Consider the following 26797-nt stretch of genomic DNA (forward strand, 5'->3'; position numbering starts at 1 on the left):
CTCAGCCGGCCCGGGGCGCCGCTGTGGCGCGGTCGAGGTCGAGGTTCAGTTCGAGGACGTTGACGCTCGGCTCACCGATGAAGCCCAGGGCCCGCCCGGTGGTGTTCTCCTCGACGAGGTGACGGACCTCGCCGACGGGCAGGCCGCGTTCACGGGCGATCCGCGGGATCTGCAGCCTGGCGTAGGCCGGGCTGATGCCAGGGTCGAGGCCGCTGCCGCTGGCGGTCACCGCGTCGGCGGGCACGGCCGGGGTGTTCGGGGCATCGCCGCGGACGAGGACCCGCTCACCCGCGGCGACGTCGTCGCCCGGGGCGCGGCAGGCGACCGTGATGCCCTGGTAGGCGGCAAGGAACGGGGTGGCGGGGCAGGCCTCGTTGACGCTTACCACCCGGGTGATCGGGCCGTTGAACCCGGGCCCGGCGTGGTAGACCGCGAGTACGGCGCCGACTCCTGACCGGGTGCAGTACTTACGGGCGCCGTCGACTCCTTCCAGCCTGCCGATCGCCAGGCTGCGTGCACAGACCTGGGTGAGCAGGCTCTGTTTGCCCTCGTCCTCGCCGTGGGTGGCCGGGTCGTCGAAGCTGTCGACGACGTCCTCCGGGCCCAGGTTGGACGCCGAGGTGGCGGTGGGGTCATAGCCGTCGCCGGCGGCGGATGGACGACTCTGGAAATAGCGGGGCAGTGCGTTGCCGTCGGCATCGGTGAACGACTGACCGATCAGGGCCGAACCGACGCGCTGGCCGGCGGAGTTGGTGACGAAGGACCCGTCCGCGTGGTCTTTCAGGCCGGGGATCTGGGCGATCCCCAGGATCGCGAACGGATAGGCCAGCCCGAGCAGGACGGTGAGCACGAGCAGGGCGCGCAGGGCCGCGAGGTGCTGGCGCAGCCAGGACGGAAGCCGAGTTGACATGGTTCAGCCCACTCCCGGGATGAACTGGACGAGAAGATCGATGATCTTGATGCCGATGAACGGAACGACGATCCCGCCCAGGCCATAGATGTAGAGGTTGCGGCTGAGCAGCTTCGACGCACTGGCCGGCGTGTAGCGCACACCGCGCAGCGCGAGCGGGATCAGCGCGACGATGACGAGGGCGTTGAAGATGACCGCGGAGAGAATCGCCGACTCGGGGCTGGCCAGCCGCATGATGTTGAGCCGGTCCAGGCCGGTGTAGACGCCGGCGAACATCGCCGGAATGATCGCGAAGTACTTGGCGACGTCGTTGGCGATGGAGAAGGTTGTCAGCGCCCCGCGGGTGATGAGCAGCTGCTTGCCGATCTCGACGATCTCGATGAGCTTCGTCGGGTTGCTGTCGAGGTCGACCATGTTGCCGGCCTCTTTCGCGGCCGACGTGCCGGTGTTCATCGCCACCCCGACGTCGGCCTGCGCGAGCGCGGGCGCGTCGTTGGTGCCGTCGCCGGTCATCGCGACGAGGTTCCCGCCGGCCTGCTCCTTGCGGATCAGGGCGAGCTTGTCCTCCGGGGTGGCCTCGGCGAGGAAGTCGTCGACACCCGCCTCGTCGGCGATCGCCTTCGCGGTCAGCGGGTTGTCCCCGGTGATCATCACGGTGCGGATACCCATCCGGCGCATGGCGTCGAAACGCTCCCGCATCCCGGACTTCACGACATCCTTGAGCTGGATGACGCCGAGCACCCGCGCGACCGAGCCGGCCGGGCCCTCGATGACGTCGCCGACGACCAGGGGAGTGCCGCCCGAGGCGGAGATGCCGTCGACGATCTCCCCGAGCTGGGCCGGGACCTGACCGCCCTGTTCCCGCACCCAGCGGGTGACCGCGCTGGCCGCGCCCTTGCGCACCTGCCGGGCACCGGTGGTACCCGGCTCTGCCGCGAGGTCGACACCGGACATCCGGGTCTGGGCGGTGAAGTGCACGAACGTCGCGTGCCGCAGCTCGCCGGGGGTGCGTTCACGCAGGCCGTGGTGCTCCTTGGCGAACACGACGACCGAACGTCCCTCGGGGGTCTCGTCCGCGAGGGAGGACAGCTGGGCGGCGTCCGCCAGCTCCGCCCCGCTCACACCGTCGACGGCGAGGAACGCGCTGGCCTGCCGGTTCCCCAGGGTGATGGTTCCGGTCTTGTCGAGCAGCAGGGTGTTGACGTCACCGGCGGCCTCGACGGCCCGGCCGCTCATCGCGAGCACGTTGCGCTGGACGAGCCGGTCCATGCCGGCGATACCGATCGCGGACAGCAGCGCGCCGATCGTGGTCGGGATCAGGCAGACCAGCAGGGACGCCAGCACCATCCCGGTGATCCCGTCGCCGGTCAGGGTGGAGCTGTCCGGCAGCGCCGGCTGCTGCGCCTTCGAGTAGATCGCCAGCGGCTGCAACGTGGCGACGGCCAGCAGGAAAATGACCGTCAGCGCGGCCAGCAGGATGTTGAGCGCGATCTCGTTCGGCGTCTTGCGCCGGTTCGCACCCTCGACCAGGGCGATCATGCGGTCGATGAAGCTCTCGCCCGGTTTCTGGGTGATTCGGACGACGATCCGGTCGGAGAGGACCTTCGTCCCCCCGGTGACCGAGGACCGGTCCCCGCCGGACTCGCGGATGACCGGGGCCGACTCGCCGGTGATCGCCGACTCGTCGACGCTGGCGATGCCCTCGACGATGTCACCGTCCCCGGGGACGAACTCCCCCGCGTCCACGACGACGAGGTCGTGCTGGGCGAGCCTTGGTGCGGGGATGGTCTCCACCGTCGCGGTCTCGACGGGCTGTCCCGCCTGCCAGCCGACCAGCCGGCGGGCGACGGTCTCGGTCTTCGCGCGGCGCAGAGCGGCCGCCTGCGCCTTGCCCCGCCCCTCCGCGACGGCCTCGGCGAGGTTGGCGAAGATCACGGTGAGCCACAGCCACACGGTGATCAGCCAGCCGAACGTCGACGGATCGGTGATCGCGAGGACGGTGGTGAACGCGGCGCCGATCTCGACGATCAACATGACCGGGTTGTGCCACAGGGTGCGCGGGTCGAGCTTGCGTACCGCGCTGGGCAGCGACGTCCAGAGCTGTTTCGGGTCGAGCAGGCCGCCGCCGACCCGCCGCGGCTGGGCGGGCGAGGCTTCCCGGTGCCCGTCGGCGTTGTCCTGGTGCGCGGCGAGAGTGGTGGTACTCATCGTTAGTGAATCCCTTCCGCGAAGGGCCCGAGAGCCAGCGCGGGAAAGAAGGTGAGCGCCACGATGATCAGGGTGACGCCGGCGAGCATGCCGACGAACTGGGGCCGGTGCGTCGGCAACGTTCCGGCGGTGACGGGAACCGGAGCCTGCCGGGCGAGCGACCCCGAAAGCCCCAGCACGAAAATCAGCGGCAGGAACCGGCCGAACATCATCGCCAGGCCGAGCGCGGTGTTGTACCAGGTGGTGTTCACCGTGATTCCGGCGAAGGCCGAACCGTTGTTGTTCCCGGCGGAGGTGAATGCGTAGAGAACCTCGGACAGCCCGTGCGCGCCACCGTTCAGCATCCCGGCCCGCTGACCCGGCATCGCCATCGCGACCCCGGTTCCCAGCAGCACGATGATCGGTGTGGTCAGGAAGTACAGCGACGCGAACTTCATCTCTCGCGCACCGATCTTCTTTCCGATGTACTCCGGCGTGCGCCCAATCATCAGCCCGGCGACGAAGACCGTCACCACGGCGAGCACCAGCATTCCGTAGAGACCCGACCCGGTACCGCCTGGTGCCACCTCACCCAGCATCATGTTGAACAGCAGCGAGGCACCGCCGAGACTGGTGTAGGAGTCGTGGAAGGAGTTCACCGCACCGGTCGACGTCAGCGTCGTGGCGGTGGCGAAAACCGCCGAGTTCGCGACGCCGAACCGGGCGTCCGTGCCCTCGGTGGCGGCACCGACGGCCTCGGGAACAGTCCCGTGGTGGGCGGCCTGGAAGGCCATGTTCACCGCGAGGCTGCCCAGCGCGATCAGTGCCATCGCGGCGACGATCGCCAGGCCCTGCCGCTTGTCCCCGACCAGACGGCCGAACGTCCGCGGCAGTGAGAAACCGATCATGAGCAGCAGGTAGATCTCGAACAGGTTCGTCCACGCCGCCGGGTTCTCGAACGGATGCGCGGAGTTGACGTTGTAGAAGCCGCCGCCGTTGGTGCCGAGCTCCTTGATGATCTCCTGGCTGGCCACCGGCCCCCCGGTGATCGCCTGCTTGCCGCCGGCCACGGTCGACACCACATGGTTGCCGTGCAGATTCTGGATCGCCCCGCCGGCGATCAGCACAATCGCCCCGAGGACGCAGATCGGCAGCAGGATCCGCACGATCGTCCGGGTCAGATCGACCCAGAAGTTGCCGATCTCGTCGCCGGTGCCCACGACACCGTCCATGCTGCCTGGCCCGGTCGCGACCGGCGCCCGACGGCGCGCGAAGCCCCGAACGACGGCGATCGCCACCGCGATCCCGACCGCGGCCGAGGCGAAGTTCTGCACGGCGAGACCCGTCATCTGGGTGACGTGCGACATCGTCGACTCACCCGAGTACGCCTGCCAGTTGGTGTTGGTCGTGAAGCTCACGGCCGTGTTCCAGGCCAGTGCGGGCGACACCCCGGAGAAACCCAGATTCCACGGCAGATGCTCCTGCACCCGCTGCATCAGGTACAGGAACAGCACGGACACCAGCGAGAACGCCAGCACGCTGCGGGCGTACACCGTCCACCGCTGACCCACGTTCGGATTCACGCCGGTCAGCCGGTAGATCGCCCGCTCCGCCGGCAGGTGCTTCTCGCTCGTGTACACCCGGTACATGTAGTCGCCGAACGGCCGATACGTCACCACCAAAGCGGCGACCAGCAGCAGGACGACCAGAATACCGGCAGTCGAGGTCGACACTAGAAACGCTCCGGAAAAAGCAGGGCCGCGATCATGAGGATACCCAGCCCGATCGCCAGGACGAGGCCGGCGATGTTCTCCGCGGTCACAGCCGCTCGACCCCCCGCAGAACAAGCGCCAACAGCGCGAAACACGCCAGTGTCAGCGCCACGTACACCACGTCGAGCACGAGTCCTCCCTCTCCAGCGGCGAAAGCCGGTCCCGCTGGACCACCGAGAACGGACGGTCGAGCGGGCAGCGTCGCCAGTAAAGCGCGATCGCTCCCGGTTTTGGTGATCTCTCACGGGTTTCTAACGGCGGCGGGACCCTTTCTCACAGGACACTAACGCCGATCATGAAAATCGCCGGATGAAGCGGCCGCGGGCCTTCCGGCGGGGCGTCGTCGCCCGCACCATGGGCAGGTGACACGAGGAACTCTGCGGATCTATCTGGGCGCGGCCCCCGGCGTGGGCAAGACCTACGCCGCGCTGGACGAAGCCCACCGGCGGGCCGAACGGGGCACCGACGTCGTCGTCGGCTTCCTCGAGACCCACGGCCGGCCGCGTACCGCCGCGATGCTCGACGACCTGGAGATCGTTCCCCGGCGGATCCTGGAGTACCGGGGCGGATCGTTCACCGAGATGGACCTCGACGCCGTCCTCGCCCGCCACCCCGAGGTCGCGTTCGTCGACGAGCTGGCGCACACCAACATCCCCGGCAGTCGGCACACCAAGCGGTGGCAGGACGTCCAGGAGCTGCTCGCCGCCGGCATCGACGTCATCACCACCGTCAACGTCCAGCATCTGGAGTCACTCAACGACGTCGTGGAGACCATCACCGGCGTCCCGCAGCGCGAGACCGTGCCCGACGACATCGTCCGCCGGGCCGACCAGGTCGAGCTCGTCGACATGGCCCCCGAGGCACTGCGCCGCCGGATGGCCCACGGCAACATCTACGCCCCGGAGAAGGTGGACGCCGCGCTGTCGAACTACTTCCGCGTCGGCAACCTCACCGCCCTGCGCGAGCTCGCCCTGCTCTGGCTGGCCGGCAAGGTCGACGACCAGCTTGACCGCTACCGTGCCGACCACGGCATCGGCGGCACCTGGGAGACCCGCGAACGCGTCGTCGTCGCGCTCACCGGCGGCCCGGAGGGCGACACGCTGATCCGTCGGGCCAGTCGCATCGCCGCCCGCAGCAAGGGAGCCGATCTGCTCGCCGTCCACATCGCCCGCTCCGACGGGCTCACCGGCGCCGACCCCTCCGCCCTCGCCCGCCAACGAGCCCTCGTCGAGAGTCTCGGCGGCAGCTACCACCAGGTCATCGGCGACGACGTCCCCACCGCCCTGCTCGACTTCGCCCGCGCCGAGAACGCCACCCAGCTCGTCCTCGGTGCCAGCCGCCGCGGTCGCCTCGCCCGCATCCTCAGCCCCGGCATCGGCACGACCACGACGAGCAGATCCGGCTCCATCGACGTCCACATGGTCACCCACGCCGAGGCCTGGGGACACCGACCGGCCCCAGCGAGCGTCGAGGACGGGCACACACGCCGGATCGGCAGGTCCGAATGGCGGTTGCCCCGCACTCGGACCGCCCTGGAGCCCCGTCGACGGATCATCGCCACGGCGCTCACGCTCGCCCTCGTCCCGGCGCTCACCGCCGGGCTCACCGCCAGCCGCGGCACGTTCAACCTGACCACGGAGATGCTCGCCTACCTGCTCGTCGTGGTCACCGTGGCCCTGGTCGGCGGGTTCGGCCCCGCGCTGCTCTGCGCCGTGGCCAGCTCGCTGTTGCTCAACTACTACTTCACCGCCCCGGTCAACGAGTGGACCATCGCGGACGGCGACAACGCCCTGGCGCTGCTGGGCTTCGTCCTCGTCGCCGGCCTGGTCAGCCGGGTCGTTTCCACCTCCGCCCGGCGCTACGGGCAGGCCGTGCGCGCCTCTGCCGAAGCCGCCACCCTCTCCGTGCTCGCCGGCAGCGTCCTGCGCGGCGAGGACGCGCTGCCCGCCCTCCTCGCCCGCGCCCAGGAGACCTTCGGGATGACCTCGGTGACGCTGCTCGAACGCACCGGGGACGGGCAGGCCGCGGCCAGGTGGCACCCGGTCATGACCGTCGGCACCGATCCGTCCGCCGTACAGGACGGTACCGGGCAGAACAGTGCCACCCAGAGCGGTGCCACACAGAGCGGTGTCGCACAGAGCGGTGCGTCGCCCGACCGCGGCGGCCACGACGACCGGGTCGACATTCCCGTCCGCGACAACCTGTGCCTTTCCCTGACCGGACGATCACTCCCCGCCGCCGACCGGCGGATTCTCACCGCCTTCGCCGCCCAGGCCGCCGTCGCCCTCGACCAGCACCGCCTGCGCGAAGCCGCAGCCGAAGCCGCGCCGATCGCCGCGGCCGACCGGGTCCGCACCGCCCTGCTCACCGCCGTCAGCCACGACCTGCGCACCCCGCTCGCGGCGGCCAAGGCCGCCATCAGCGGGCTGCGCGGCCACGACATCACCCTCACCGACGACGAACAGGCCGAACTCCTCGCCACCGCCGACGAATCCCTCGACAAGCTGACCCGACTCGTCGAGAACCTGCTCGACATGTCCCGCCTGCAGGCCGGCGCCCTCAGTATTTTCTCCCGCCCCATCGGCCTCGACGACATCGTCGCCCCCGCCCTCGACGAGATCGGCCCCTCCGCGGGCCGGATCGGGGTCCAGGTCCCCGACGACCTGCCCGCCGTCCTGGCCGACCCGGCCCTGCTGGAACGGGTGATCGTCAACCTCGTCGCCAACGCGCTGCACCACGCCCCCGCCGCCACCCCGCCGATCATCACCGCCAGCGCCCTCGCGGACCGCGTCGAGCTGCGGGTCATCGACCGCGGCCCCGGCATCCCCACCGCGCAGCACGGCACCGTCTTCCAGCCGTTCCAACGCCTCGGCGACCACGACAACACCACCGGGGTCGGCCTCGGCCTCGCGCTCTCCCGCGGCCTCACCGAAGCCATGAACGGCACCCTCACCCCCGAGGAGACCCCCGGCGGCGGCCTCACCATGGTCCTTTCCCTGCCCGCCGCCCCCAGCCCGACGACCACGACCCCGCCGGACGCGCTCACCGACCCGACAGCACAGCAGCCGGAACTGCCCACCGGGCCGCGCTGAGTCCCGGCCGAACCGCCCAGGCTGTCTTCGGTTGACCAGGCACCCGCGGCGGGCGTCGTGCGTAGGCTGTCCTCGGAGCGCCGGGAAGTCTGGTCGGCACGCAAGCCTGGCTGATGAGAGCCGTCTGTTGGAGTCTCGTCGGACCAGGGCTTCAGGCAGCGTGCGAACCGGGCGGAGTGGAGGAAACCGGCGTGGGGATCGTGCTCATCCTGGTCATCCTCGCCACCGTCGTCGCGACGTTCGCCCACCGGCTGTCGGTACCGGCACCGTCCCTGCTCGTCGTCGCCGGCGTGCTGGTGGGCCTGCTGCCCGGCGTGCCACAGGTACGGGTCGAGCCGGACGTGGTGAGCACCGTCGTGCTCCCGCCGCTGCTGTACGCCGCGGCCGAGGAACTGTCCTGGCGCGACCTGCATGCGGTGCGGCGGCCGGTGGCCGTCCTCGCGCTCGGGCTCGTCCTCGCCTCGGCCGCGGCCGTCGGGCTGCTCGCGCTGGCGGTCACCCCGTTGTCGGCGGACATGGCCTTCGTTCTCGGCGCGGTGCTCGCCAGCACGGATCCCGTCGCGGTCTCCGCGCTGGGTCGTCGGCTGGCATTGCCGCCCCGGGTGCAGGCACTGGTCCAGGCCGAGAGCCTCTTCAACGACGCCACCAGCCTGGTGCTCTTTCGCGTCGCGGTCGGTATCGCGGTCGCCTCGGGGGCGATCTCCTGGGTGCACGTGGCCGGGGAGTTCGGCTGGCTCGCGGGCGGCGGAGCGGTGGTCGGCGCACTGGTCGCCGCGGGCGTCACCCTGATCCGCCGCCGGACCGAGGACCCGGTGCTCGAGACCGTGATCGCCCTCGTGACGCCCTACGCCGGCTACCTGCTGGCGGAACGGCTGGGTGCCTCCGGGATCAGCGCCGTCGTGGTCGCCGGTGTCGTCCTCGGCACGCAGACCGCTGACATCACCACCAGTCGCATCCGGCTACAGCTGCACGCCGTGTACGGCACCGTCGTCTTCCTGCTGGAAAGCGTCGTGTTCGCGCTGATCGGGCTCCAGCTACCCACCCTGGTCCGGGATCTCTCCGGGCCCGGAGCGTGGTGGCCGCTGGCAGCACTGGCCATCAGCGGCATGCTCCTGGCCATCCGCGCGGTCTGGGTGTTCCCGCTGTCCGCGGCCATGCAGCGGCGCCGGGGAGCCCGCCCGTCGTGGCGGATACCGCTCGTCGTGTCCTGGGCCGGGGCGCGCGGCGTCCTCCCGCTGGCCGCCGCCCTGTCGATCCCGCTGACCGACCATGCCGGCCACCCGTTGCCGGACCGTGAGCTCGTTCTCCTGCTGACCGCCAGCGTCATCGTCGTGACCCTCACCGTCCAGGGCTTCACCCTCGCCCCGCTGGTGCGCCGGACCGGCATCGCCCGCACGCCCCAGGACATCGTCCTGGAGGGCCTCCGGACCAGGCTGCGGATCACCCACGTCGCCCTGGAACGCCTGAATGAGATGACTGGTCTGGAGGTGGCTCCGGAGGTCGTGATCGACCGGCTCCGTCGGGAGCTGACCAACCGAATCGACCAGCTGGACGCCGGCAAGGACGACGGGCGTCCCGATCCGACCGCGGCCTCCTACCGGGGGTTGCGTCGCGACCTCATCGCCCTGGAGAACGCCGAGCTGAACCGGCTCTACGAAACCGGACACATCAGTGACACCACGCGTCGAAGCATCCAGCGCGCACTCGACCTGGAAGACATCGGACTGGGCGACGACTGACAGGAGTGGCCATGAGTACGCCGTCGACGGCTGTATCGCGGGAGCTGCCTCGGCGGTTGGGGATGTTCGACGCGGTGATGATCGGCCTGGGGTCGATGATCGGGGCGGGGGTCTTCGCCGCACTGGGACCGGCGGCGCAGGCGGCCGGATCCGGGTTGCTGCTCGGGCTGGCCTTCGCCGCCGTGGTCGCCTACTGCAACGCGACGTCGTCCGCGCGGCTGGCGGCCCGCTATCCGGCGTCGGGCGGCACCTACGTCTACGGTCGTGAGCGGCTCGGTGTCTTCTGGGGCTATCTGGCCGGATGGGCCTTCGTCGTCGGCAAGACCGCGTCCTGCGCGGCGATGGCCCTCACCGTCGGCTACTACGTCTGGCCCGGCCAGGCCCATGCGGTGGCGGTGGTGGCGGTGATGGCGTTGACCGCGGTGAACTACGTCGGCGTGCGGAAGTCCGCCTGGCTCACCCGGGTGATCGTCGCGGTCGTCCTGACCGTGCTCGCCGCGGTGGTGGTCGCCGCCCTCACCTCGGCCACGTCGAACGTGGCCCGGTTGGACATCGGTGCGGACGCCACGTTCGGCGGGATACTCCAGGCGGCTGGCCTGCTGTTCTTCGCGTTCGCGGGATACGCGCGCATCGCCACCCTCGGCGAGGAGGTCCGTGACCCGGCCCGCGTCATCCCCCGCGCCATCCCGACCGCCCTCGGTATCACCCTGGTCGTCTATGCCGCGGTGGCGATCGGGGCCCTGCTGGTGCTGGGTCCCCAGCGGCTGGCGGACGCCACCGCGCCGCTGTCGGACACCGTGCGTGCCGCCGGGGTCGGTTGGCTGACGCCGGTCGTCCGGGTCGGGGCGGCGGTCGCCGCGCTGGGTTCCCTGCTCGCGCTGATTCTCGGGGTTTCGCGCACCACCCTGGCGATGGCCCGCGACCGGCACCTGCCGCATGCCCTGGCCGCGGTCCATCCCCGGTTCGCGGTGCCGCACCGGGCCGAGCTTCTGGTCGGCGCGGTGGTGGCGATCCTGACCGCGGTCACGGACGTGCGCGGGGCGATCGGTTTCTCCTCCTTCGGCGTGCTGGGCTACTACGCCATCGCGAACGCGAGTGCCTGGACCCTCGCCCCGGACGAAGGCCGTCCACCGCGCGTCGTACCGGCGGTCGGGCTCGCCGGCTGCCTGGCCCTGGCCTTCGCCCTGCCGCTGTCCTCGGTGGTCGCTGGAGCCACGGTGCTCGCCGTCGGCGCCGCCACCCACGGCATTCGCCGAATCACCACCGCCCAGCCGCGGGCATAGCCCCGCCCACCCCCACGCCGCCTGCCCGGTAACGACGAGACCGCGATATCGGAATCCGGGTGCGCGGCGGTCACGGAAACGAGGTGGTCACGGAAACGAGGTGGTGGCGCGGATTCATGGTCCGCGCCACCACCTCCATGGGCGTCAGACCTTGGTGAGCAGGGTCTGCATGGTGGCGATCTGGGTGTTCTGGGTGTTCTGAATATTCTCGGCGAGGCGTGTCGCCGACGTGTTGACCCCGTCGCGGATTTCCGTCTTCGCCATGGCGATGGCACCTCGATGATGCACGATCATCATGGTGAGAAACATTGTGTCGAAGGCGGATCCGGTCGCCATCTTCAATGTCGCCATGTCGTCGTCGCTCATCATGCCGGCCATGGTCCCGCCCGACATCATGGTCCCGCCCGACATCATGGTCGAGCCGTGGTCACCCATACCGTGCCCGGAACCGCTGCCCCCGACGGGGGGCACCGTGGGCTGCTTCCAGGCGTTGAGCCACCCGACCATGGTGGCGATCTCCGGGGCCTGTGCCGCGCGGATCTGACGGGCTAGGGTCTTCACCTGCGGATGACCGGCGCGGGTTTCGGCCAGATCGGCCATGGCGACGGCCTGCCGGTGGTGGGGGATCATGTTCTGGGCGAAGGCGACGTCGGCGGCGTTGTGATCGGCGGCACCGGTGTTCGTGCTGCCGTTGCTGCCGTTGCTGCCGCAGGCGGTGAGAACGATCGCGGCCAGGGCCGCCGCGATGAGCAGTGCCAGTCGTCTCATGTTGGTACCTCGTCTGCCGGAGGTGTGTAGTCCGAAGGAGTTCGGCGCACGTCACAGGAGCCCGGAAGGTCCGGGCCGGACGTGTCGGTCTACAGGCGGAGCACGCAGAGCGAGGCGAGTGAGGGTGGCTGAAGTAATGATCGACCGGGGGGCGCCCGCCCGCGGTGGGGGGACGCCGCGCGCAGGGCTGCCCGTCGCACCGACGTCGAGGAGAACAGCCGGGTAAGCAGCAGGACGATGACCAGCAGGATCGTCAGACGGAGAAACGCCAGGCACATCGCGCCACCGTGCCCGTCATGATCCATCTCCGTTGCGGACGAGGTCATGACGGGCTGTGGAGCGGGGTGGCGCACCGGCAGGGCCGATGGTGGGGGGTACATGTCCGCCCCGTGCATCGCCGACGACCCGATCTGGCCGGTGGTGTCGGCGTGCCGGCCGGGTGCCAGGTGGGTGGACAGGCCGCCGTGCATGAGCAGAATGCCCAGCAGGACAGGTACAGCAAGCAGGAACAGCGGCAGCCCGGCAGGGGTGCTCTTTCCGTGGGGCCGGGCGCTCATGGATCCAGTCTGCCCGGCCGGGGGCTGGTCGGCTGGTCGACCATGGGTCCGATCCTTCTGCGCCGGGACACGAGCACCGGACCCGGCCGACCCCGCCGGGGCGGCATACCGGATCCGGGAACACGGGTCATCGCGTTGAACTGCTGGTGGGCGGTGCGGGGCAGTACCACCCGAACTGTTTGTCAACGTCCCTGGGCACAGCGGTCCCTGGGCACAGCCATTCCTGGGCACAGCCGGAACAGTCGAAGGCACGGGGTCCCGCGGCGCCCCGGACGTGGGGTTCAGGTGGTGTCGAAACAGCCGTCGAACTCGAACACCGGATTTATCACGTTCTTGCCGGCAGCGTTTCTGATCATGATGGGTCCGATGATTTTCGTGGGACCGCCGGCCTGGTAGCAGCCGTTGGAGCGGACCTGGAGTTCGAACTTGCCGCTCTGGGGTCTGCCGGTGCCGTCGGTCCAACCGACCTGGCAGATCCAGTCGCTGCCAGCGCCCTTGTCATGGGATCCGGGGGTGCTGCGGTGACAGGTGGGTCTGGCGGCCACGGAGGTCGGGGTGAGTCCGGGATGACCGAGCAGGGTCTGCTGCTGGACGTAGAGGTTGGCGAACACGGGGCCGAGCGAGCCTTCGACTCGGGGTCGGGTGACATCGGCGGAGCAGCCGACCAGCATGGCGGTCAGGGCGGCGGCGATGACCACCGTGCCGGCCAGACGAGCCCGGCCGGCCAGCCGAGCCCGGCGGACCAGCCGACCGCGGGGTGCCCGGACACCGCACGACCGGTCGGGGGTGGGACGGGGCATGTGGGTCAGCCTCCGGTGATGTCGCGCCGACGCAGCGCCGTGAAGGCGACGGCCAGGCAGAGGACGAGGTAGCCGGCGCTGACGAGCGTGCCGTCGCGCAGCGGTCCGTAGTACGGGTGCGCCGCGAGCAGGCCGTGCCAGGCGTCGAAAGGGGTGACGAGCAGCAGGTGGCGGATGGCATCGGCGCCGTTGAGGAAGGCGTAGAGCTGCATGAGCAGGCCGAGGATGATCGGTCCGACGATGCCCGCGGGGCTGCTGCGGGTAAGCACCGAGATCATGATCCCCAGGGCGGTGAAGCCGAGCAGCGGTGGCAGGGCGGTGGCCCAGGCGGCGAGGACCAGCCCGGCGGCGCGCCCCGCGGGCAGCAGGGTGCCGGACAGGCTCTCCAGCGGCTGGTGGCCGACGAGCAGGACGCCGGCGGTCAGGCAGCTCAGCGCGAGGACGGTGAGGACGGCGGTCGCGAAGGTGGTCGCGGCCAGAGTCTTGGCCCAGAAGATCTGGCTGCGGCTGTGGGAGCGGGTCAGGATCGTCTTCCAGGTACCGTGCTGGTCCTCGCTGGCGAAGATGTCGCCGGCGACGAGGCAGGTGAGCAGCGGGAACACCCATTGGGCGGCGAAGCCGAGGATGAGCAGCGGCGTGGCGAAGCCGCTCGCATGGACCCATCGGCCGTAAAGGGTGTCCTTCGGCAGGCGGTCCTGGCGGTCGAGGAGCACCACGAACACGAACGGGGCGACCAGGCAGACGGCGAGGGTGGCCCGGGTGCGGGCCTGGGCGGCGAGTTTGGCGATCTCCCACCGGTAGGCGGTGATCACCCGGCCGCGGCCGACCGGACGAGGCCGGACCATCGCCGGACCGTCGGTGGACGTGGTGGTGACGGGCGCGGTCATGGAGTCGCTCCGGTGACGTTGTGGGACCGGGGTCGCAGGCCGGCCGAGGTGGAGCCGGTTGCCGAGCCGCTCGCCGAGCCGGCTGCCGAGCCGGTCTCGGTGAGCATGAAGAACAGCGATTCCAGCGGTGCGATCTCCAGGTGCAGGGCGCGTACCGCGATGCCGGCGCGGCCGAGGGCGATGAGGTAGCCGTCCGCGTCGGCGGTCTGGGCCCGCAGTGCGAGACCACCGGCGTGATGGGCGGTGACGGACACGCCGTGATGTTCGGCGGACAGGCGCAGCGCGTGGTCGTCATCGCTGGTCGCCAGCCGGTGGGACGGGTCCGGGGCCTGGGCGCGCAGCTCGTCGATCGAGCCGTGGTATGCCACCCGGCCGGTGCGCATGATGGTGACGTTGTCGCAGATCTCCTCGACCTCGTCCATGTTGTGGCTGCTCAGCAGCACGGTCAGCCCGCTGCCGGCGAGCCGGGTGACCAGCGCGCGCATGTCCCGGATGCCGGCGGGGTCCAGCCCGTTGGCCGGCTCGTCGAGCACGAGCAGCTGTGGGTCACGCAGCAGGGACGCGGCGACACCCAGCCGCTGGCGCATCCCGAACGAGTAGCCCCCGACCTTGTCGCCCGCCCGATCGGCGAGGTCGACCACGTCGAGCACCTGGTCGATGTGGCTGTCCGCGTCACCGCCGTCGAGGCCGGCGAGCAGCATCAGGTTGCGCCGGCCGGACAGGTACGGATAGAAGCGGGGGCTCTCGATGAACCCCGCGACCCCGTCCAGCGTCGTCGGTCCCGCCTCGGCCCACGTCCGGCCGAAGACCCGCAACGTCCCGGCATCCGGGCGGATCAACCCGAACAGCATCCGCAGAAACGTCGTCTTCCCCGCGCCATTCGGGCCGAGGATGCCGTACACCTCGCCGACATCCACCCGCAGATCAACGTGATCCACGGCGGTGAGCCCACCGAAGCGCTTGACCAGCCCGACGGCTTCGACCGCCGGCACCCCATCCACCATCCGCCATCCCCTCGCCGAGCCGTCTACTACTCATCGAATAGTAGACGGCCGGACGGGGAGATCCATGGCGGGCTGGCCGCCAGCTGTCTGCGGCATCAGGTGTGGCGCGTTGCGGCCTACCCCGCTCGCCCGACCCTTCGTACTATCAAGCCAGTAGTAGCGAGGAGGTGCGGTGGCCAGAAAACCCAGACGTGAGCCGGGAACGCTCGAACGCGAGGTGCTCGCCGCGATCGCCGCGGCCGGCCGGCCACTCACCCCGGCCGAGACCCTCGCCGAACTCGGCGAACCACTGGCCTACACCACGGTGATGACGACCCTCGCCCGCCTGCACGACAAGGGCGCCCTGACCCGGGCGCCCGCGGGCCGCTCCTACGTCTACGCCCCGGCCGCCAACCCGGACACCCTGGACGCCGCCCTCACCGCCCGACAGATGTCCCGCCTGCTCGGCGCCGGCCCACACCGGGCCGAGACCCTTGCCCGGTTCGTCGCGGACCTGCGGCCGGAGGACGAACAGCTCCTCGCCGACCTCCTCACCACGCACCGATCCGACCCTGATGGCGACGCCGACCCCAATGGCGACGCCGATGGTGAGAACAGCACCGGCAGCGTGGAGGGCGGGCCGCAGCGATGACGACTGTCGCGGTTGTCCCGTTCGTCGCGAGTCTGCTGCTGGCCGTCGGCGGCGGCTGGCTCGGTCGACGGCTACCTCCCGCCACCGCCACCCGGCTGCTCACCGCCGCCTGCCTGGTGACCGCCCTGGCCACCGGTTTCATCCTGTCGGTCGTGGCCTTCACCCTGCTCGCCCCGATGCCCGTGCTCGCCGCGGTCGGGCACTGGTCGGCCACCGTCGTCCGCGGCCACGACCCGCTGCCCGCCACCGCCGGGTTCCTGCCAGCCGCCGTCGTCGCCGGTCTGCTCGCCGCCGCCCTGCGCCGGACCATCGCCGTCGGCCGGGACCTGGCCGCGGCCGAACTCACCTGCCGCCGGCTCGGACCTGCCCCCACCGGCCTGGTCATCGTCGACGACGACCGGCCCGACGCCTACACCCTGCCCGGACTCACCGGCCGGATCGTGGTGTCCACCGCGATGCTGCGCGCGCTCCCCCCCGACGAACGCCGCGTGCTCCTCGCCCACGAACACTCCCACCTGCACCACCGCCACCACGCCTACACCCACCTCGCCGACCTCGCCGCCGCAGCCAACCCGCTGCTGCGATCCCCCGCCGCCGCCGTCCGACTCGCCGTCGAACGGTGGGCGGACGAAGACGCCGCCGCGGCCAGCGGCAACCGGGCTGTCGCCGTCCGGGCCCTGGCCCGCGCCGGACTCGCCCGCGCCCGCACAGTCGCCATGCCGAGCGCGGCACTCGGCGCCGCACATACCGACCTCGCCCATCGGGCCCGGGCACTACAGCAGCCGCCACCGAAACCGCAGCCCGTTCTGACCCTCATCCTCTGCGCGCTCATGGTGGCCACCGCAGCCGCCGCCCTCGACACCTCCCATGCGACCGAACGAAGGTTCGAACACGCGCAGGCGGCGTTCGCGCACCGGACCTGACGAGACCGTCCGGCGCGGGGAAAGGGACTGCTGGGGCATGCGTGGTCTCACGCCCCAGCAGTCCCGCTGTTCCAGGTGATCGCGATGTGCCAGGCGGGTGTGGTCCAGGTCCGGTCAGATCACCGACGCGGGCAGTTGTGGCTGACGGCGCGGGCGGTCTGGCCGTTGCGCCCGGCGTAGGTCACGCCGTTGAACACCGGGGTGACGCGCTCCTGGTTCGGCGTGCCCCATGTGGCACGGCCGTCGCCGTTGCGGTCGATCGCCATCTCGAAATGCAGGTGGGACACACCGTTGGAGGTGACACCGGTGTGACCCACCCGGCCGATCACGGTGCCGGCGGAGACGTGCTGACCGACCCGCACCGCGCGGGACTGCAGATGAATGTAGGTGGTGAACCACCTACCACCATGGTCGATCTGAATGATGTTTCCGGCACCCTGCGGGGCCGAGTAGGACTGCTTCACCACGCCGGCGGCCGGAGCCACGAGGACGGTCTTCTCGGTGGCGCTGGTCGGCACCCGGAAGATGTCCACGGCGGGAGCGTGCCCGAACGACTCCATCCGGACCTGGGTGCCGCAGGCGAACGGCAACTGGAACGCCGGCCGGGCCGATGCCTGCCCGGCGGCTCCACCGCCCAGGTCGGCCCGGGCGACGCCGACGCCGACCAGGGCCGGGACGAACGACGCGACGAGTCCCACAACGGCGAGTCTGAGCCAGCGCCGGGACCGTCGGGCGCCCTCGGGCCCGCGCGTCCGCCGGACGGTGGATTCCGGTGGCTCCACCATCTCGGCGAGGCCTGTCGATACATGCTCCGTCGACCGATCCATGGTTCTTCCTCTTCTCGGTTCTGGCGGGGACAAAGAAAACTCGGTGCCCGGAGGTCCGGTGGCCGACCGCATCGACGGCACGTGGCGCGGGCGGTCATCGCCGGACTCCCCGGCCGTGTCGAGGCCATGATTGGCGCGGTCCGGACCGATCCGGAACCTCCTGGCCAGCAGGTTGCGCGACGCCGGCTTATTCGGTATGCGAATCGCCGCCCGCACGCTTCGGAAGAGTGTGCGACATAGGCCGGTGCGCCCCGGTGGGAAGTTCGACCGGTTGTCCGGACAACGATGGCGGCCGGGATCGCGACACCGCTTTTCAGCGCCGCCCGGGTCTGCCCGCGTAGCATGGCCGCGGGAGGGTGATACGGGGTCTGTAAAGGTGCGGGAGCGCTGTCTCCTGACCAGAGAGGACGTCTGTGGAAACCGTTCTGATCGCGCTACCCCACGCGGGCGATCGACGGCGGGTAACCTCGCTGCGCCCCGGAGAAAGGGTGCGTTTCGGGCGCGGCGGCGACGGCTCCGAGGTCGAACTGGAGCTGCCCGACGCCGCCGTCTCCCGGCTGGCCGGCGAGATCCTCGCCACCGCCGACCACTGGTGCCTCAGTAACCTCGGCCGCGAGAGCACGTACGTCGTGGAGAATCCCGAGGGCGCCGGCGAGCACATGAAGGTCCCACCGGGTCGGGTTGCCGCCCCGGTGCCGTTCGAGATCTCGCGGGTACTCGTGCCCAGGCAGCGCGACGTCGCCTTCTTCGAGGTGTTCGCTCCCGCGCACGCCTACCTCGAGATACCGGCGGCCGGGGACGGCGAGCCCACCGTCTCGGCGTTACCGCTCGACGTGACCTCGAAGTATTTCCTGGTGCTGTTGGCGCTGTGCGAGCCACGGCTGCGCGACGAGTCCCAGGTGCGCATTCCCACCATCGCTGACGTGGTGAAACGTCTCCGGTCGCTACCGAACTGCCAGGAGATCACCACAGACGCGGTAGCCTTCCACATCGATTATCTGACGCGGACCAAACTACGTTTCCGTGAGCCAGGAGAAAGCACTGAGGCAGGGAGTTCCCGCCGCGAGGCCCTGGTTTCCCGCGCGATGCGGTTCAATCTCGTCCGCGAATCGCATCTCACCCTCCTGCCACCCCGGTCCCGTCCGGCGAAACGCACCTCCAACTGATGTCCTGGCCCGCGACCGGCTGCGGCCAGATACCACGACCGTCGCCTGACACGACCGTCGCATGACGCAGGAGCAGGTGGATATGGGGCCCGACTTCTCGGTGGCCGCCGATCCGGCAACGGAAGGCTGGGCGGTGAAGGTGCCGCGCGGGTACCGCGTCGGCCGATGGACCGTGACCGAGCCGATCGCGACCGGCGGTTGGGGCAGTGTGTACGCCGCCCGCCACGGCGAGGTGGGCGGCCAGGACGGTGACGCCGACCTACCACGCGAGGTGGCGTTGAAGTTCCTCCCGACCGGCACGCTGACTCCACGCCAGGTCGGCCAGCTCGCCGACATGGCGACCCGCGAGACCCGCAACCATCGGCTGCTCGCGCACGCCAGGCTGATCAGGGCGTATGAGACGCTGATCGTCGACGATCCCGCGCGGCCGGTCCTGGACGGGGCCGTCGTGATCGTGATGGAACGTGCCGCCGGCTCCCTGCGCGACCTGGTGCTGCGGGCGGACGACGGGCCCGTACCGGACGCACCGCGACTCGTCGAGCAGATCTGCGCGGGCCTCGCCTACCTGCACCGCGCCGGCTGGGTGCACGGCGACCTCAAACCCGCGAACGTGCTCATGATGGCGGACGGAGCCGTCAAGCTCTCCGACCTGGGCCTGGCCGACGAACTGCACGGCACCCACGCCTACGCGCCGCCGGTCGCGTCCCCCGATTTCGCCCCACCCGAACGATGGGAGGAACGCCTGGGCGAGCGTGGCTTCGCCATCCGTCCGACAGCGGACATCTGGGCTCTGGGCGTCACCGCACATCTGCTGCTCAGCGGCGCGCACCCGTTCGACGGCGCCACCGGGCACACACGGGCTCTCGCGGCCGCCCGCTACTGCGCCGGCGCCACGCCGCTGACCCTGTCCAGCCGGCTCCCCGCCGGTTGGGACGACGTCGTCCGCGACTGCCTCGCCCCCACCCATGACCACCGCCGGGCGCATACGGCCGATTCCCTGCTGGCCCGGATGCGTGACCTCAACGGCACGGGCCCACGGGATCCGGCCCCGCCGCGACCGCGGTGGTGGCGGCGGCTCGGCCGGCGGCGCCGCCTTGCCGTCCTGGCCGCAACGCTGCTCACGGGCACCACCGCCACGCTGGTGACGTGCGCCGTCGACACCGACGATGCACGGCCCGCGCGCCTGGCCGGCAGGGCACCGTCTCTGGCCGCCGCACCCCCGGCCGCCACATCCTCGGCCGCGTTCCCCTCGGCCGCGTTCCCCTCGGCCACGTCGTCTGCCGCGGCGTCGTCGGCGCAGCCGTACCAACGTGATCTGCTGCGCACCGACGCCGGGATACCCGACGCCTACCGGCAGCTCATCGTCGATGCCGGCAGCGCCTGTCGGGAACCGGGTCTGAGCCCCGCACTGGTCGCGGCGATGCTGCGGGTCGAGAGCAACTTCGACCCGAACCTGTCGGACCCGGCTCACGACGAGTACGGCATAGCCCGATGGACACCGTCGGTTCTGCGCAATTACCTGCCCGCGGGGAATCGCGGCACCGATCCGCGCCCGCCGTTCCCTCCGGAGATCTCGATCCCGGCAGTCGGGTGCTTCCTGTGTTTTCTCGGGCCGAGGCTTGCCGGGGTCCATGGTGACCCCGGCCTTCTACTCGCCGCCGCGTACCGGACATCCGCCACCGCCGTCGTCCGCACCGGTGGTCCCCCGCCTACCACGCTCGAATATGTCTCCCGGGTTCGCGAGTTCCGCGTCCGCTATGATCCACAAGGGCATACCGTGACAGACTGACCGAGCGGTTGTGCAGCTCGAGAAGCGGACGGTCGGAGGACGGCTGAGTAGACGGGGAACCGGTCCGGATCCCCACGCTCGTGACAATCATGCCCATGCTGTCGGGGACCGTGGGCAACCGGCGTTTCCGACCCGAGGTCGGGATCGACCTCCACGCCACCGTCGGGTCGAGCATTCCATGGGGTCGACTTGCCGAGGGCGACGTTGTGGCTGACGCTGGTACACGCAGGACGCTTCACCGGCACCTTCCGTCGGAGATGTTCGGATTTTTCTGCCAGTGTCTTCGCACCACCCGAAACCCACGAAGTCCTGCTTGACCGGGATTCTCCAGAGAGCCGAGTCAGTGCACCCTCCGGTGTCGAGAAACGATATTGGGAGACGCGATATGAGTGACGCGGATTTTCCCTTCGACGATCGACGGGACTTCGCTGACGCGGGCCGTGGTCTGATCGCGACGTTGAACCCCGGTGTGGTCAAGGACGAACACGGAACGGTGGTGTGGGACAACGACTCCTATACGTCGTTCCTTTCCGGCGACAGCATGGAGTCCGTGCACCGGAGTCTGTGGCGGCAGTCCTCGCTGGTCGCGCGCCAGGGTCTGTTCGAGGTTGTGCCCGGCATCTACCAGGTACGCGGCCTCGACCTGTCGAACATCTCGTTCGTGGAGGGCGACACCGGCGTCATCGTCGTCGATCCGCTGATTTCGGTGGAGACCGCGCGGGCCGCCCTGGAGTTGTACCGGTCCCAGCGCGGTGCCCGGCCGGTCACCGGTCTGATCTACACGCACAGTCACGCGGACCACTTCGGCGGGGCGAAGGGCGTGGTGACCCAGGAAGATGTCGACGCCGGCCGGGTGCCGGTGATCGCGCCGCAGGGTTTCCTGACGCACGCGATCGCCGAGAACGTGTACGCGGGCACGGCGATGGCCCGCCGGGCCGGGTACATGTACGGCGCCGTTCTGCCGCGTGGGCCCCGAGGTGGGGTGGGAGCCGGGCTGGGGCAGACGACCTCGACCGGAACGGTCAGCCTGATCCCGCCGACGGTCGACATCACCCACACCGGTCAGGAGCTGACTGTCGACGGGGTCCGGCTGGAGTTCCAGCTGGCCCCGGATTCCGAGGCGCCGGCGGAAATGCACTTCCTGCTCCCGAAACAGCGCGCGCTGTGCATCGCCGAGAACGCCACCCACACGCTGCACAACGTACTGACGCTGCGCGGCGCGCCGGTGCGGGACCCGCGTTCCTGGGCGGGCTATCTGACCGAGGCGATCGAGATGTTCGCCGACCGGGTCGACGTCGTGTTCGCGTCGCACCACTGGCCGACATGGGGCGTGGACAACATTGTCGAGTTCCTGCGGCTGCAGCGTGACCTGTACGCGTACCAGCACGACCAGACGGTCCGACTGATCAACAAGGGCTGCACCGGCGCCGAGATAGCGGAGACGTTCGAACTGCCACCGGCCCTGCGGCGCGCGTGGCACACGCACGGCTACTACGGATCGGTCAGCCACAACGTCAAAGCCATCTACCAGCGCTATATGGGGTGGTATGACGGGAACCCGGCACGGCTGTGGCAGCACCCCCCGGCGGAGGCCGCGCGCCGCTACGTCGATTTCATGGGCGGCGCCGATGCCGTGGTCGAAAAGGCGCAGCGGTCGACCGAGCAGGGTGATCTACGGTGGGCGGCGCAGGTGCTCGACCATGTCGTGTTCGCCGAGCCCGACCACAAGGAGGGCCGCGCCCTGCTCGCCGACGTGCTCGAACAGCTCGGCTTCGGTTGCGAGAACGGCACCTGGCGCAACAGCTACCTGTCCGGCGCGCTGGAACTGCGCGACGGAAACTTCGGCACGCCCGCCGCGACCAACTCACCTGACCTGGTCGCCCAGCTGCCGCCGGAGATGTTCCTCGACACGCTCGCGGTCCAGGTGGACGGGCCCAGGGCATGGCAGCTCGACCTGGCGATCCGCTGGGTGTTCCCCGACCACGGGTCGACCTTCCGCACGACACTGGCCAACGGCGTGTTCACCCCGGTGCGGGACGGTCCGGGGGACGTCGCACTGACGATCACCGTGCCGCGGGTGGCCATCGCGCACCTGGCCGCCGGTGACCTCGACACCGCCCGCGGCGCCGGGCTTTCGTTCGATGGTGACGAGGGAACACTGCGACGGCTCCTCGGCGTACTCGATCCCGGGGATCCCCGTTTCAACATCATCGAGCCGTAGCCGGACGGCGGCGGACCGGTCGGCCGGCACCGCCGATCGCCGCAAGGAGGCCGACCAGCCGGTGACCGACCAGACATGGGACGTCCCAGCCCCGCCGACCTGCATGCCCGCGATCCGCGGAGCCCGGGGATCTGTCCGCGGGTTGCCATATACAGGTACAGGCGAGTAGCGTCAAGCACACTGAGATGTTCAGCTGGTCCGGAACGCACTGGCCCGGAACGCACTGGCCGACCGCCGCCGTCCTCAATCCTGGCTCATAGTGGGCCGGCATCCCAGTCGATGCGGACATCGACTGAATATTGGTTCGGCTGGCCTCCGTCGAATCCGGAAGCGGCGCTCAGAACCCGGACTGGAACCTGACCTCTCGCGATCGTCATTTCTCTGGAGCGCACCGCCATGAAGATCCTGGTCATTTTCCTCATCGTTTTTGCCGTCCTGATCCTCCTGGCCGCCGCGATGTCGATACGAATCATCAAGCAGTACGAGGACGGCGTGCTGTTCCGGCTGGGACGGGTGATCGGCGACCGTAAGCCCGGCTTAAGGATGATTATTCCGCTGGTGGACGTGCTGCACCGGGTATCACTGCGGATCGTGACGATGCCGATCCAGTCGCAGGGCATCATCACCCGCGACAACGTCAGCGTTGACGTCTCCGCGGTCGCCTACTTCAAGGTGGTCGACGCGGTGAAGTCGGTCGTGGCGATCGAGAACGTCCACGCGGCCATCGACCAGATCGCCCAGACCACGCTGCGCAAGGTCGTCGGCCAGCACACGCTGGATCAGACGCTGTCGGAGACCGACCGGATCAACCTGGACATCCGAAAGATCCTCGACGTCACCACCGCCGACTGGGGCGTCGAGGTGACCCTGGTCGAGCTCAAGGACATCCAACTGCCCGACAGCATGAAGCGGGCGATGGCCCGGCAGGCCGAGGCCGAGCGGGAGAAGCGCGCCAAGATCATCAATGCTGAGGGCGAGTCGCTGGCGGCCGCCGCGCTGGGCGACGCCTCGGACACGATGATGGCCCATCCACTCGCCCTGCAGTTGCGCAACCTGCAAAGCCTGGTCGAGATCGGCGTCGACAAGAACACCACCGTCGTGTTCCCGGCCCCCTTGATGAGCACCATCGCAGAGCTCGGCACCTTCCTCACCCGCGAGTCGAACGCGGCCGGGCTGTCGGTCAGCGCCCCGGCGTCCGGCCAGGGCCCGGACGAAATCCCCACCACGCCCGCCGTGCCTGACGCCAGCGGCAACGGTCACGCCGATCTGACGAAACGATGAGTCCCGCCGGCCCGACATCGCCGGCTCGCTGTCCGGCGACCACATCGCCAGCCGGGTCCCGACCCGACGCGGGCAGGTGAATGTCCTCGCGGGTAGCGGGTCAGCCGACGGTCGGTACGGTGCCGCCGTCGATGGTGTACTCCGCGCCGGTCACGGCAGCCGCGCGGTCGCAGACGAGGAAGGCGACGAGCTCGGCGACCTCGGTGGGGTGGGCGGGGCGGCCGAGCGGGATACCGCCGAGGGAGTCCATGATCTGCGCCAGCGCCTGCTCCCGGGAGACGGCCCGGCTCGCCACGATGCGATCGATCAGGCCGTCGGCGCCGGCGGTCCGGATGAAGCCAGGGGACACGACGTTGACGCGGATGCCGTGCGGACCGACCTCGTTGGCCAGACCCTTGCTGTAGGTGGTCAGCGCGGCCTTGGCCGCGGCGTAGCCGAGGGTTGCCTCGTGCAGCGGCATGCGCCGTTGGATGGACGCCACGTGCACGACCGCTCCGCCACCGGTGTCGATCATGGCCGGCAGCAGTGCCCGGTCCAGCCGGACGGCAGCGAGCAGGTTGAGCTGTAGCGCGTGGTCCCAGTGCCGGTCGGTGAGGGCGGCGAAACCGCCCGGTGGGGCGTGCGATCCGCCGAGGGTGTGCACCACGATGTCCAGCGGGCCGAACCGGTCCCGCACCTGGTCGACGACGGCGGCGGCGCCTTCGACGGTGCTGAGGTCGGCGGGGATGAACAGCTCCGGCTCGGCCTGGCCGGCCGGGTACGGGCGGTGGCCAGCACGGTGGCCCCGGCCGCACGGAGTCGGTCGGCGACGGCGGCGCCGGTGCCTTTGCTGGCCCCGGTGACCAGCGCGCGTCGGCCGTCGAGCCGGTCGCTGATGGTCATCGCGGCCTGCCCGGATTCGAGGTGGGTGTCATGCGGCCAGCGTGGGGTCTCCCCCCGGGAGAGGGTCAAGCTCCTGACGGCGGAACCGCGCGAGACGGAGAGGATGCACGATGTGGGGATGTGGCCGGGACTGACCATCGGCGAGTTCGCGCAGCTGACCCACCTGAGCGTGCGGACGCTGCGCCGCTACCACGACAGCGGCCTGCTCGTGCCCGCCTCGGTCGACCCGCACAGCGGCTACCGGTACTACACCGCCGAGCAGATCCCGTCCGCCCAGGTGATCCACCGGCTGCGGGAGCTGGACCTGCCGCTGGCCGATGTGGCCAGGATCCTCGCCACCGAGGATCCGCACGCGCGGGCCGAGCTGATCACCGGCCGTCTCCACCGGCTGGAAGCCGTGCTCGACCGCACTCGGGCCGCCGTCACCTCGCTGCGTCAGTTACTGCGGCCCGACATCGCGGGCCTTGAGGCACGGCTGTGCTCCCTCCCGGCCCGGACCGTCGCCGCGATCAGCGGCGCCGTCGACCGGAGCGAGGTGCTGGCGTGGTACGCCGAAGCGACGGCCGAGCTCGACGCGGCTCTGGCCGGGCTCGAACCACTCGGCTCTCCCGGCGGCTGCTATGACAACGAGCTGTTCACCCTCGGCCGTGGCATGGTCATGGTCTACCGGCCGGCCGTCGCCCCACCGACCCGGGGCCGCGTCACCCCACGGACCCTGCCGGCCGTCGAACTGGCCACCACCGTTCATCACGGCACTCACGACGACATCGATGTCACCTACGGCCGGCTCGGCGCCTGGGTCGTCGAGCATGCCCTCGCCGTCGACGAACCTGTCCACGAGATCTACTCGATCGGCCCACATGACGACCCCGCACCGCGGTCCTGGGGTGCCAACCAGGCCGGTCGCCTCGGCGACCCCACTCACCCGGTCCCGGTCCCGGTCCAGGTCCCCCGGCTGCGCGCGTCAGGACAGTCGCCGGTTCGGGCTTCACTGCGTATGCCGTGAGGTGAGCCGAGGACACTGGGCACATGTTGCCCGACCTCACGGTTGCCGGGGCGGACCTGCCGGTCCGAGCCGCGCTGCCAGCGCTCGTCGCCGCGCTGACCGCCCACGACCAGCACGGGTCGGGCGGGGCCGGCGGGGCCGCGGTGCTGGTGGCCCCGCCGGGCACAGGTAAGACGACGCTCGTCCCGCTCGCGCTCGCCGACCACGTGCCCGGCCGGGTACTGGTCGTCGAGCCGCGGCGGATCGCCGTCCGCGCCGCGGCACGGCGGATGGCCAGCCTCGCCGGTGGTCGCGAGGTGGGGGGCGCGGTCGGTTACACGATCCGCGGCGAGCGCAGGGCCGGGCCGTCCACCAGGGTCGAGGTGGTCACGACGGGAGTGCTCGTCCGGCGGCTGCAACGCGACCCCGAGCTGCCCGGTACCGATGCGGTCATCCTCGACGAGTGCCACGAGCGCAGCCTCGACGCCGACCTGGCGCTCGCGTTCCTGCTCGACGTCCGCGCCGCGCTGCGCCCCGACCTGCTCCTGCTCGCCGCCTCCGCGACAGCCGACACCGGGCGGCTCGCCGCGATGCTCGGTGCGCCCGGCGAGCCCGCGCCGGTCATCGGGACCGACGCCTCGATGCACGACGTCGACGTGGTCTGGGCGCCCCCACCCGGGGTGATCACCCCGGCGCACGGTCTGCGGGTCGACCCGAGGCTGCTCGACCACGTCGGGGCGACCGTCGGGCGCGCGCTGCGGGAGACGTCCGGGGATGTGCTCGTGTTCCTGCCCGGAGCGGGTGAGATCGCCGCCGTCGCCGGCCGGCTCGCCGGGCACCGCAGCGCGGTCGACGTGCTCACCCTGCACGGCCGCCAGACCGGCGGAGTACAGGACGCGGTGCTGCGCGCCGGCCCGCGTCGCCGGGTCGTGCTGGCCACCGCGGTCGCGGAGAGCAGCCTCACGGTGCCCGGCGTGCGGGTCGTCGTCGACGCCGGCCTGGCCCGCTCCCCGCGGATGGACCACGCCCGCGGGCTGGGCTCGCTGGTCACCGTGCGGGTGTCGCGGCCGTCCGACGGATCAATGATCTGCAC

21 protein-coding genes and 1 pseudogene are annotated in these 26797 nt (G+C 70.5%); 11 read left to right on the top strand and 11 right to left on the bottom strand.

Going from position 1 to position 26797, the window contains the following annotated elements; genetic code table 11:
- Position 1 precedes the first annotated feature (1 nt).
- From ND747_RS00680 to ND747_RS00695, 4 genes are read right to left on the bottom strand one after another with little or no spacing between them, the layout of a single operon-like run.
- Positions 2–910 carry a potassium-transporting ATPase subunit C gene (locus ND747_RS00680; RefSeq protein WP_251730925.1) on the bottom strand — a complete coding sequence of 303 codons (909 nt, stop codon included), beginning with the start codon at positions 908–910 and terminating at the stop codon, positions 2–4.
- Positions 911–913: 3 nt separating this feature from the next.
- The gene (gene kdpB, locus ND747_RS00685; RefSeq protein WP_251730926.1) at positions 914–3118 is read right to left on the bottom strand and encodes a potassium-transporting ATPase subunit KdpB; all 2205 of its coding nucleotides are present in this window, start codon (positions 3116–3118) and stop codon (positions 914–916) included.
- A 2-nt stretch (positions 3119–3120) separates the two neighbouring features.
- Complete coding sequence (gene kdpA, locus ND747_RS00690) at positions 3121–4830, bottom strand: potassium-transporting ATPase subunit KdpA (protein ID WP_251730927.1); 1710 nt, start codon at positions 4828–4830, stop codon at positions 3121–3123.
- Positions 4830–4919, bottom strand: a complete 90-nt coding sequence (locus ND747_RS00695) for a K+-transporting ATPase (RefSeq protein ID WP_035953673.1) — start codon at positions 4917–4919, stop codon at positions 4830–4832. The genes kdpA and ND747_RS00695 overlap by 1 nt, the downstream gene beginning before the upstream one ends.
- A gap of 312 nt (positions 4920–5231) precedes the next feature.
- On the opposite strand from ND747_RS00695, the gene ND747_RS00700 reads away from it, so the two are divergent.
- From ND747_RS00700 to ND747_RS00710, 3 genes are all read left to right on the top strand, one after another.
- Entirely contained in the window at positions 5232–7961 is a 2730-nt protein-coding gene (locus ND747_RS00700; protein ID WP_251730928.1) for an ATP-binding protein, read from the top strand.
- Positions 7962–8152: 191 nt separating this feature from the next.
- Complete coding sequence (locus ND747_RS00705; RefSeq protein WP_251730929.1) at positions 8153–9700, top strand: Na+/H+ antiporter; 1548 nt, start codon at positions 8153–8155, stop codon at positions 9698–9700.
- A gap of 11 nt (positions 9701–9711) precedes the next feature.
- On the top strand, positions 9712–10983 hold the full coding sequence (locus ND747_RS00710) for an APC family permease (protein WP_251730930.1): 1272 nt from the start codon (positions 9712–9714) through the stop codon (positions 10981–10983).
- A gap of 144 nt (positions 10984–11127) precedes the next feature.
- Here the strand turns inward: ND747_RS00710 and ND747_RS00715 are convergent, their stop codons facing one another.
- The 5 genes from ND747_RS00715 to ND747_RS00735 form a co-directional block, all read right to left on the bottom strand.
- Positions 11128–11751, bottom strand: coding sequence for a DUF305 domain-containing protein (locus ND747_RS00715; protein ID WP_251730931.1), 624 nt, complete (start codon positions 11749–11751; stop codon positions 11128–11130).
- A gap of 89 nt (positions 11752–11840) precedes the next feature.
- Complete coding sequence (locus tag ND747_RS00720) at positions 11841–12308, bottom strand: DUF6153 family protein (protein ID WP_251730932.1); 468 nt, start codon at positions 12306–12308, stop codon at positions 11841–11843.
- Positions 12309–12589: 281 nt separating this feature from the next.
- The gene (locus ND747_RS00725) at positions 12590–13108 is read right to left on the bottom strand and encodes a hypothetical protein (RefSeq protein ID WP_251730933.1); all 519 of its coding nucleotides are present in this window, start codon (positions 13106–13108) and stop codon (positions 12590–12592) included.
- A gap of 5 nt (positions 13109–13113) precedes the next feature.
- Positions 13114–13995 (bottom strand): ABC transporter permease, encoded by an 882-nt coding sequence (locus ND747_RS00730; RefSeq protein WP_251730935.1) that lies wholly within the window; start codon positions 13993–13995, stop codon positions 13114–13116.
- Positions 13992–14999: an ABC transporter ATP-binding protein gene (locus ND747_RS00735; protein ID WP_251730937.1), complete on the bottom strand. Its 1008-nt coding sequence runs from the start codon at positions 14997–14999 to the stop codon at positions 13992–13994. Before ND747_RS00735 ends, ND747_RS00730 begins: the two co-directional genes overlap by 4 nt.
- A gap of 172 nt (positions 15000–15171) precedes the next feature.
- Here ND747_RS00735 and ND747_RS00740 point away from each other — a divergent pair, with 172 nt between their 5' ends.
- Positions 15172–15630, top strand: coding sequence for a BlaI/MecI/CopY family transcriptional regulator (locus tag ND747_RS00740; RefSeq protein ID WP_251730939.1), 459 nt, complete (start codon positions 15172–15174; stop codon positions 15628–15630).
- Complete coding sequence (locus ND747_RS00745; RefSeq protein WP_251730940.1) at positions 15627–16553, top strand: M48 family metalloprotease; 927 nt, start codon at positions 15627–15629, stop codon at positions 16551–16553. The genes ND747_RS00740 and ND747_RS00745 overlap by 4 nt, the downstream gene beginning before the upstream one ends.
- Positions 16554–16672: 119 nt before the next feature.
- Here the strand turns inward: ND747_RS00745 and ND747_RS00750 are convergent, their stop codons facing one another.
- Positions 16673–17380, bottom strand: coding sequence for a M23 family metallopeptidase (locus ND747_RS00750; protein WP_251730941.1), 708 nt, complete (start codon positions 17378–17380; stop codon positions 16673–16675).
- A 413-nt stretch (positions 17381–17793) separates the two neighbouring features.
- Between ND747_RS00750 and ND747_RS00755 the strand changes: the two genes are divergently transcribed.
- From ND747_RS00755 to ND747_RS00770, 4 genes are all read left to right on the top strand, one after another.
- Positions 17794–18546 carry a serine/threonine protein kinase gene (locus tag ND747_RS00755; protein WP_374216111.1) on the top strand — a complete coding sequence of 251 codons (753 nt, stop codon included), beginning with the start codon at positions 17794–17796 and terminating at the stop codon, positions 18544–18546.
- Between the two features lie 61 nt (positions 18547–18607).
- Positions 18608–20335, top strand: a complete 1728-nt coding sequence (locus ND747_RS00760) for a protein kinase (RefSeq protein WP_251730943.1) — start codon at positions 18608–18610, stop codon at positions 20333–20335.
- A gap of 385 nt (positions 20336–20720) precedes the next feature.
- Positions 20721–22556, top strand: a complete 1836-nt coding sequence (locus tag ND747_RS00765) for an alkyl/aryl-sulfatase (protein ID WP_251730944.1) — start codon at positions 20721–20723, stop codon at positions 22554–22556.
- Between the two features lie 396 nt (positions 22557–22952).
- Positions 22953–23837 (top strand): slipin family protein, encoded by an 885-nt coding sequence (locus ND747_RS00770; protein ID WP_251730945.1) that lies wholly within the window; start codon positions 22953–22955, stop codon positions 23835–23837.
- 100 nt (positions 23838–23937) lie between these two features.
- Here ND747_RS00770 and ND747_RS00775 read toward each other — a convergent pair.
- Positions 23938–24719: pseudogene (locus ND747_RS00775) on the bottom strand (SDR family oxidoreductase).
- A 118-nt stretch (positions 24720–24837) separates the two neighbouring features.
- Between ND747_RS00775 and ND747_RS00780 the strand changes: the two are divergent.
- Entirely contained in the window at positions 24838–25725 is an 888-nt protein-coding gene (locus tag ND747_RS00780) for a MerR family transcriptional regulator (RefSeq protein WP_374216115.1), read from the top strand.
- A gap of 23 nt (positions 25726–25748) precedes the next feature.
- Positions 25749–26797 (top strand): DEAD/DEAH box helicase (locus ND747_RS00785; RefSeq protein ID WP_285899746.1); only part of this gene is annotated, 1049 nt, incomplete at its 3' end.

The sequence above is a fragment of the Frankia sp. R82 genome (assembly GCF_023716925.1).
Taxonomy (GTDB): domain Bacteria; phylum Actinomycetota; class Actinomycetes; order Frankiales; family Frankiaceae; genus Frankia.

Excerpts from the sequence above, each read along its gene's own strand:
- ND747_RS00680 (WP_251730925.1), bottom strand. The coding sequence starts at position 910 with ATGTCAACTCGGCTTCCGTCCTGGCTGCGCCAGCACCTCGCGGCCCTG.
- kdpB (WP_251730926.1), bottom strand. The coding sequence starts at position 3,118 with ATGAGTACCACCACTCTCGCCGCGCACCAGGACAACGCCGACGGGCAC.
- ND747_RS00710 (WP_251730930.1), top strand. The coding sequence starts at position 9,712 with ATGAGTACGCCGTCGACGGCTGTATCGCGGGAGCTGCCTCGGCGGTTG.
- ND747_RS00715 (WP_251730931.1), bottom strand. The coding sequence starts at position 11,751 with ATGAGACGACTGGCACTGCTCATCGCGGCGGCCCTGGCCGCGATCGTT.
- ND747_RS00720 (WP_251730932.1), bottom strand. The coding sequence starts at position 12,308 with ATGAGCGCCCGGCCCCACGGAAAGAGCACCCCTGCCGGGCTGCCGCTG.
- ND747_RS00725 (WP_251730933.1), bottom strand. The coding sequence starts at position 13,108 with ATGCCCCGTCCCACCCCCGACCGGTCGTGCGGTGTCCGGGCACCCCGC.
- ND747_RS00730 (WP_251730935.1), bottom strand. The coding sequence starts at position 13,995 with ATGACCGCGCCCGTCACCACCACGTCCACCGACGGTCCGGCGATGGTC.
- ND747_RS00735 (WP_251730937.1), bottom strand. The coding sequence starts at position 14,999 with ATGGTGGATGGGGTGCCGGCGGTCGAAGCCGTCGGGCTGGTCAAGCGC.
- ND747_RS00745 (WP_251730940.1), top strand. The coding sequence starts at position 15,627 with ATGACGACTGTCGCGGTTGTCCCGTTCGTCGCGAGTCTGCTGCTGGCC.
- ND747_RS00750 (WP_251730941.1), bottom strand. The coding sequence starts at position 17,380 with ATGGATCGGTCGACGGAGCATGTATCGACAGGCCTCGCCGAGATGGTG.
- ND747_RS00760 (WP_251730943.1), top strand. The coding sequence starts at position 18,608 with ATGACGCAGGAGCAGGTGGATATGGGGCCCGACTTCTCGGTGGCCGCC.
- ND747_RS00765 (WP_251730944.1), top strand. The coding sequence starts at position 20,721 with ATGAGTGACGCGGATTTTCCCTTCGACGATCGACGGGACTTCGCTGAC.
- ND747_RS00770 (WP_251730945.1), top strand. The coding sequence starts at position 22,953 with ATGAAGATCCTGGTCATTTTCCTCATCGTTTTTGCCGTCCTGATCCTC.
- ND747_RS00780 (WP_374216115.1), top strand. The coding sequence starts at position 24,838 with ATGTGGCCGGGACTGACCATCGGCGAGTTCGCGCAGCTGACCCACCTG.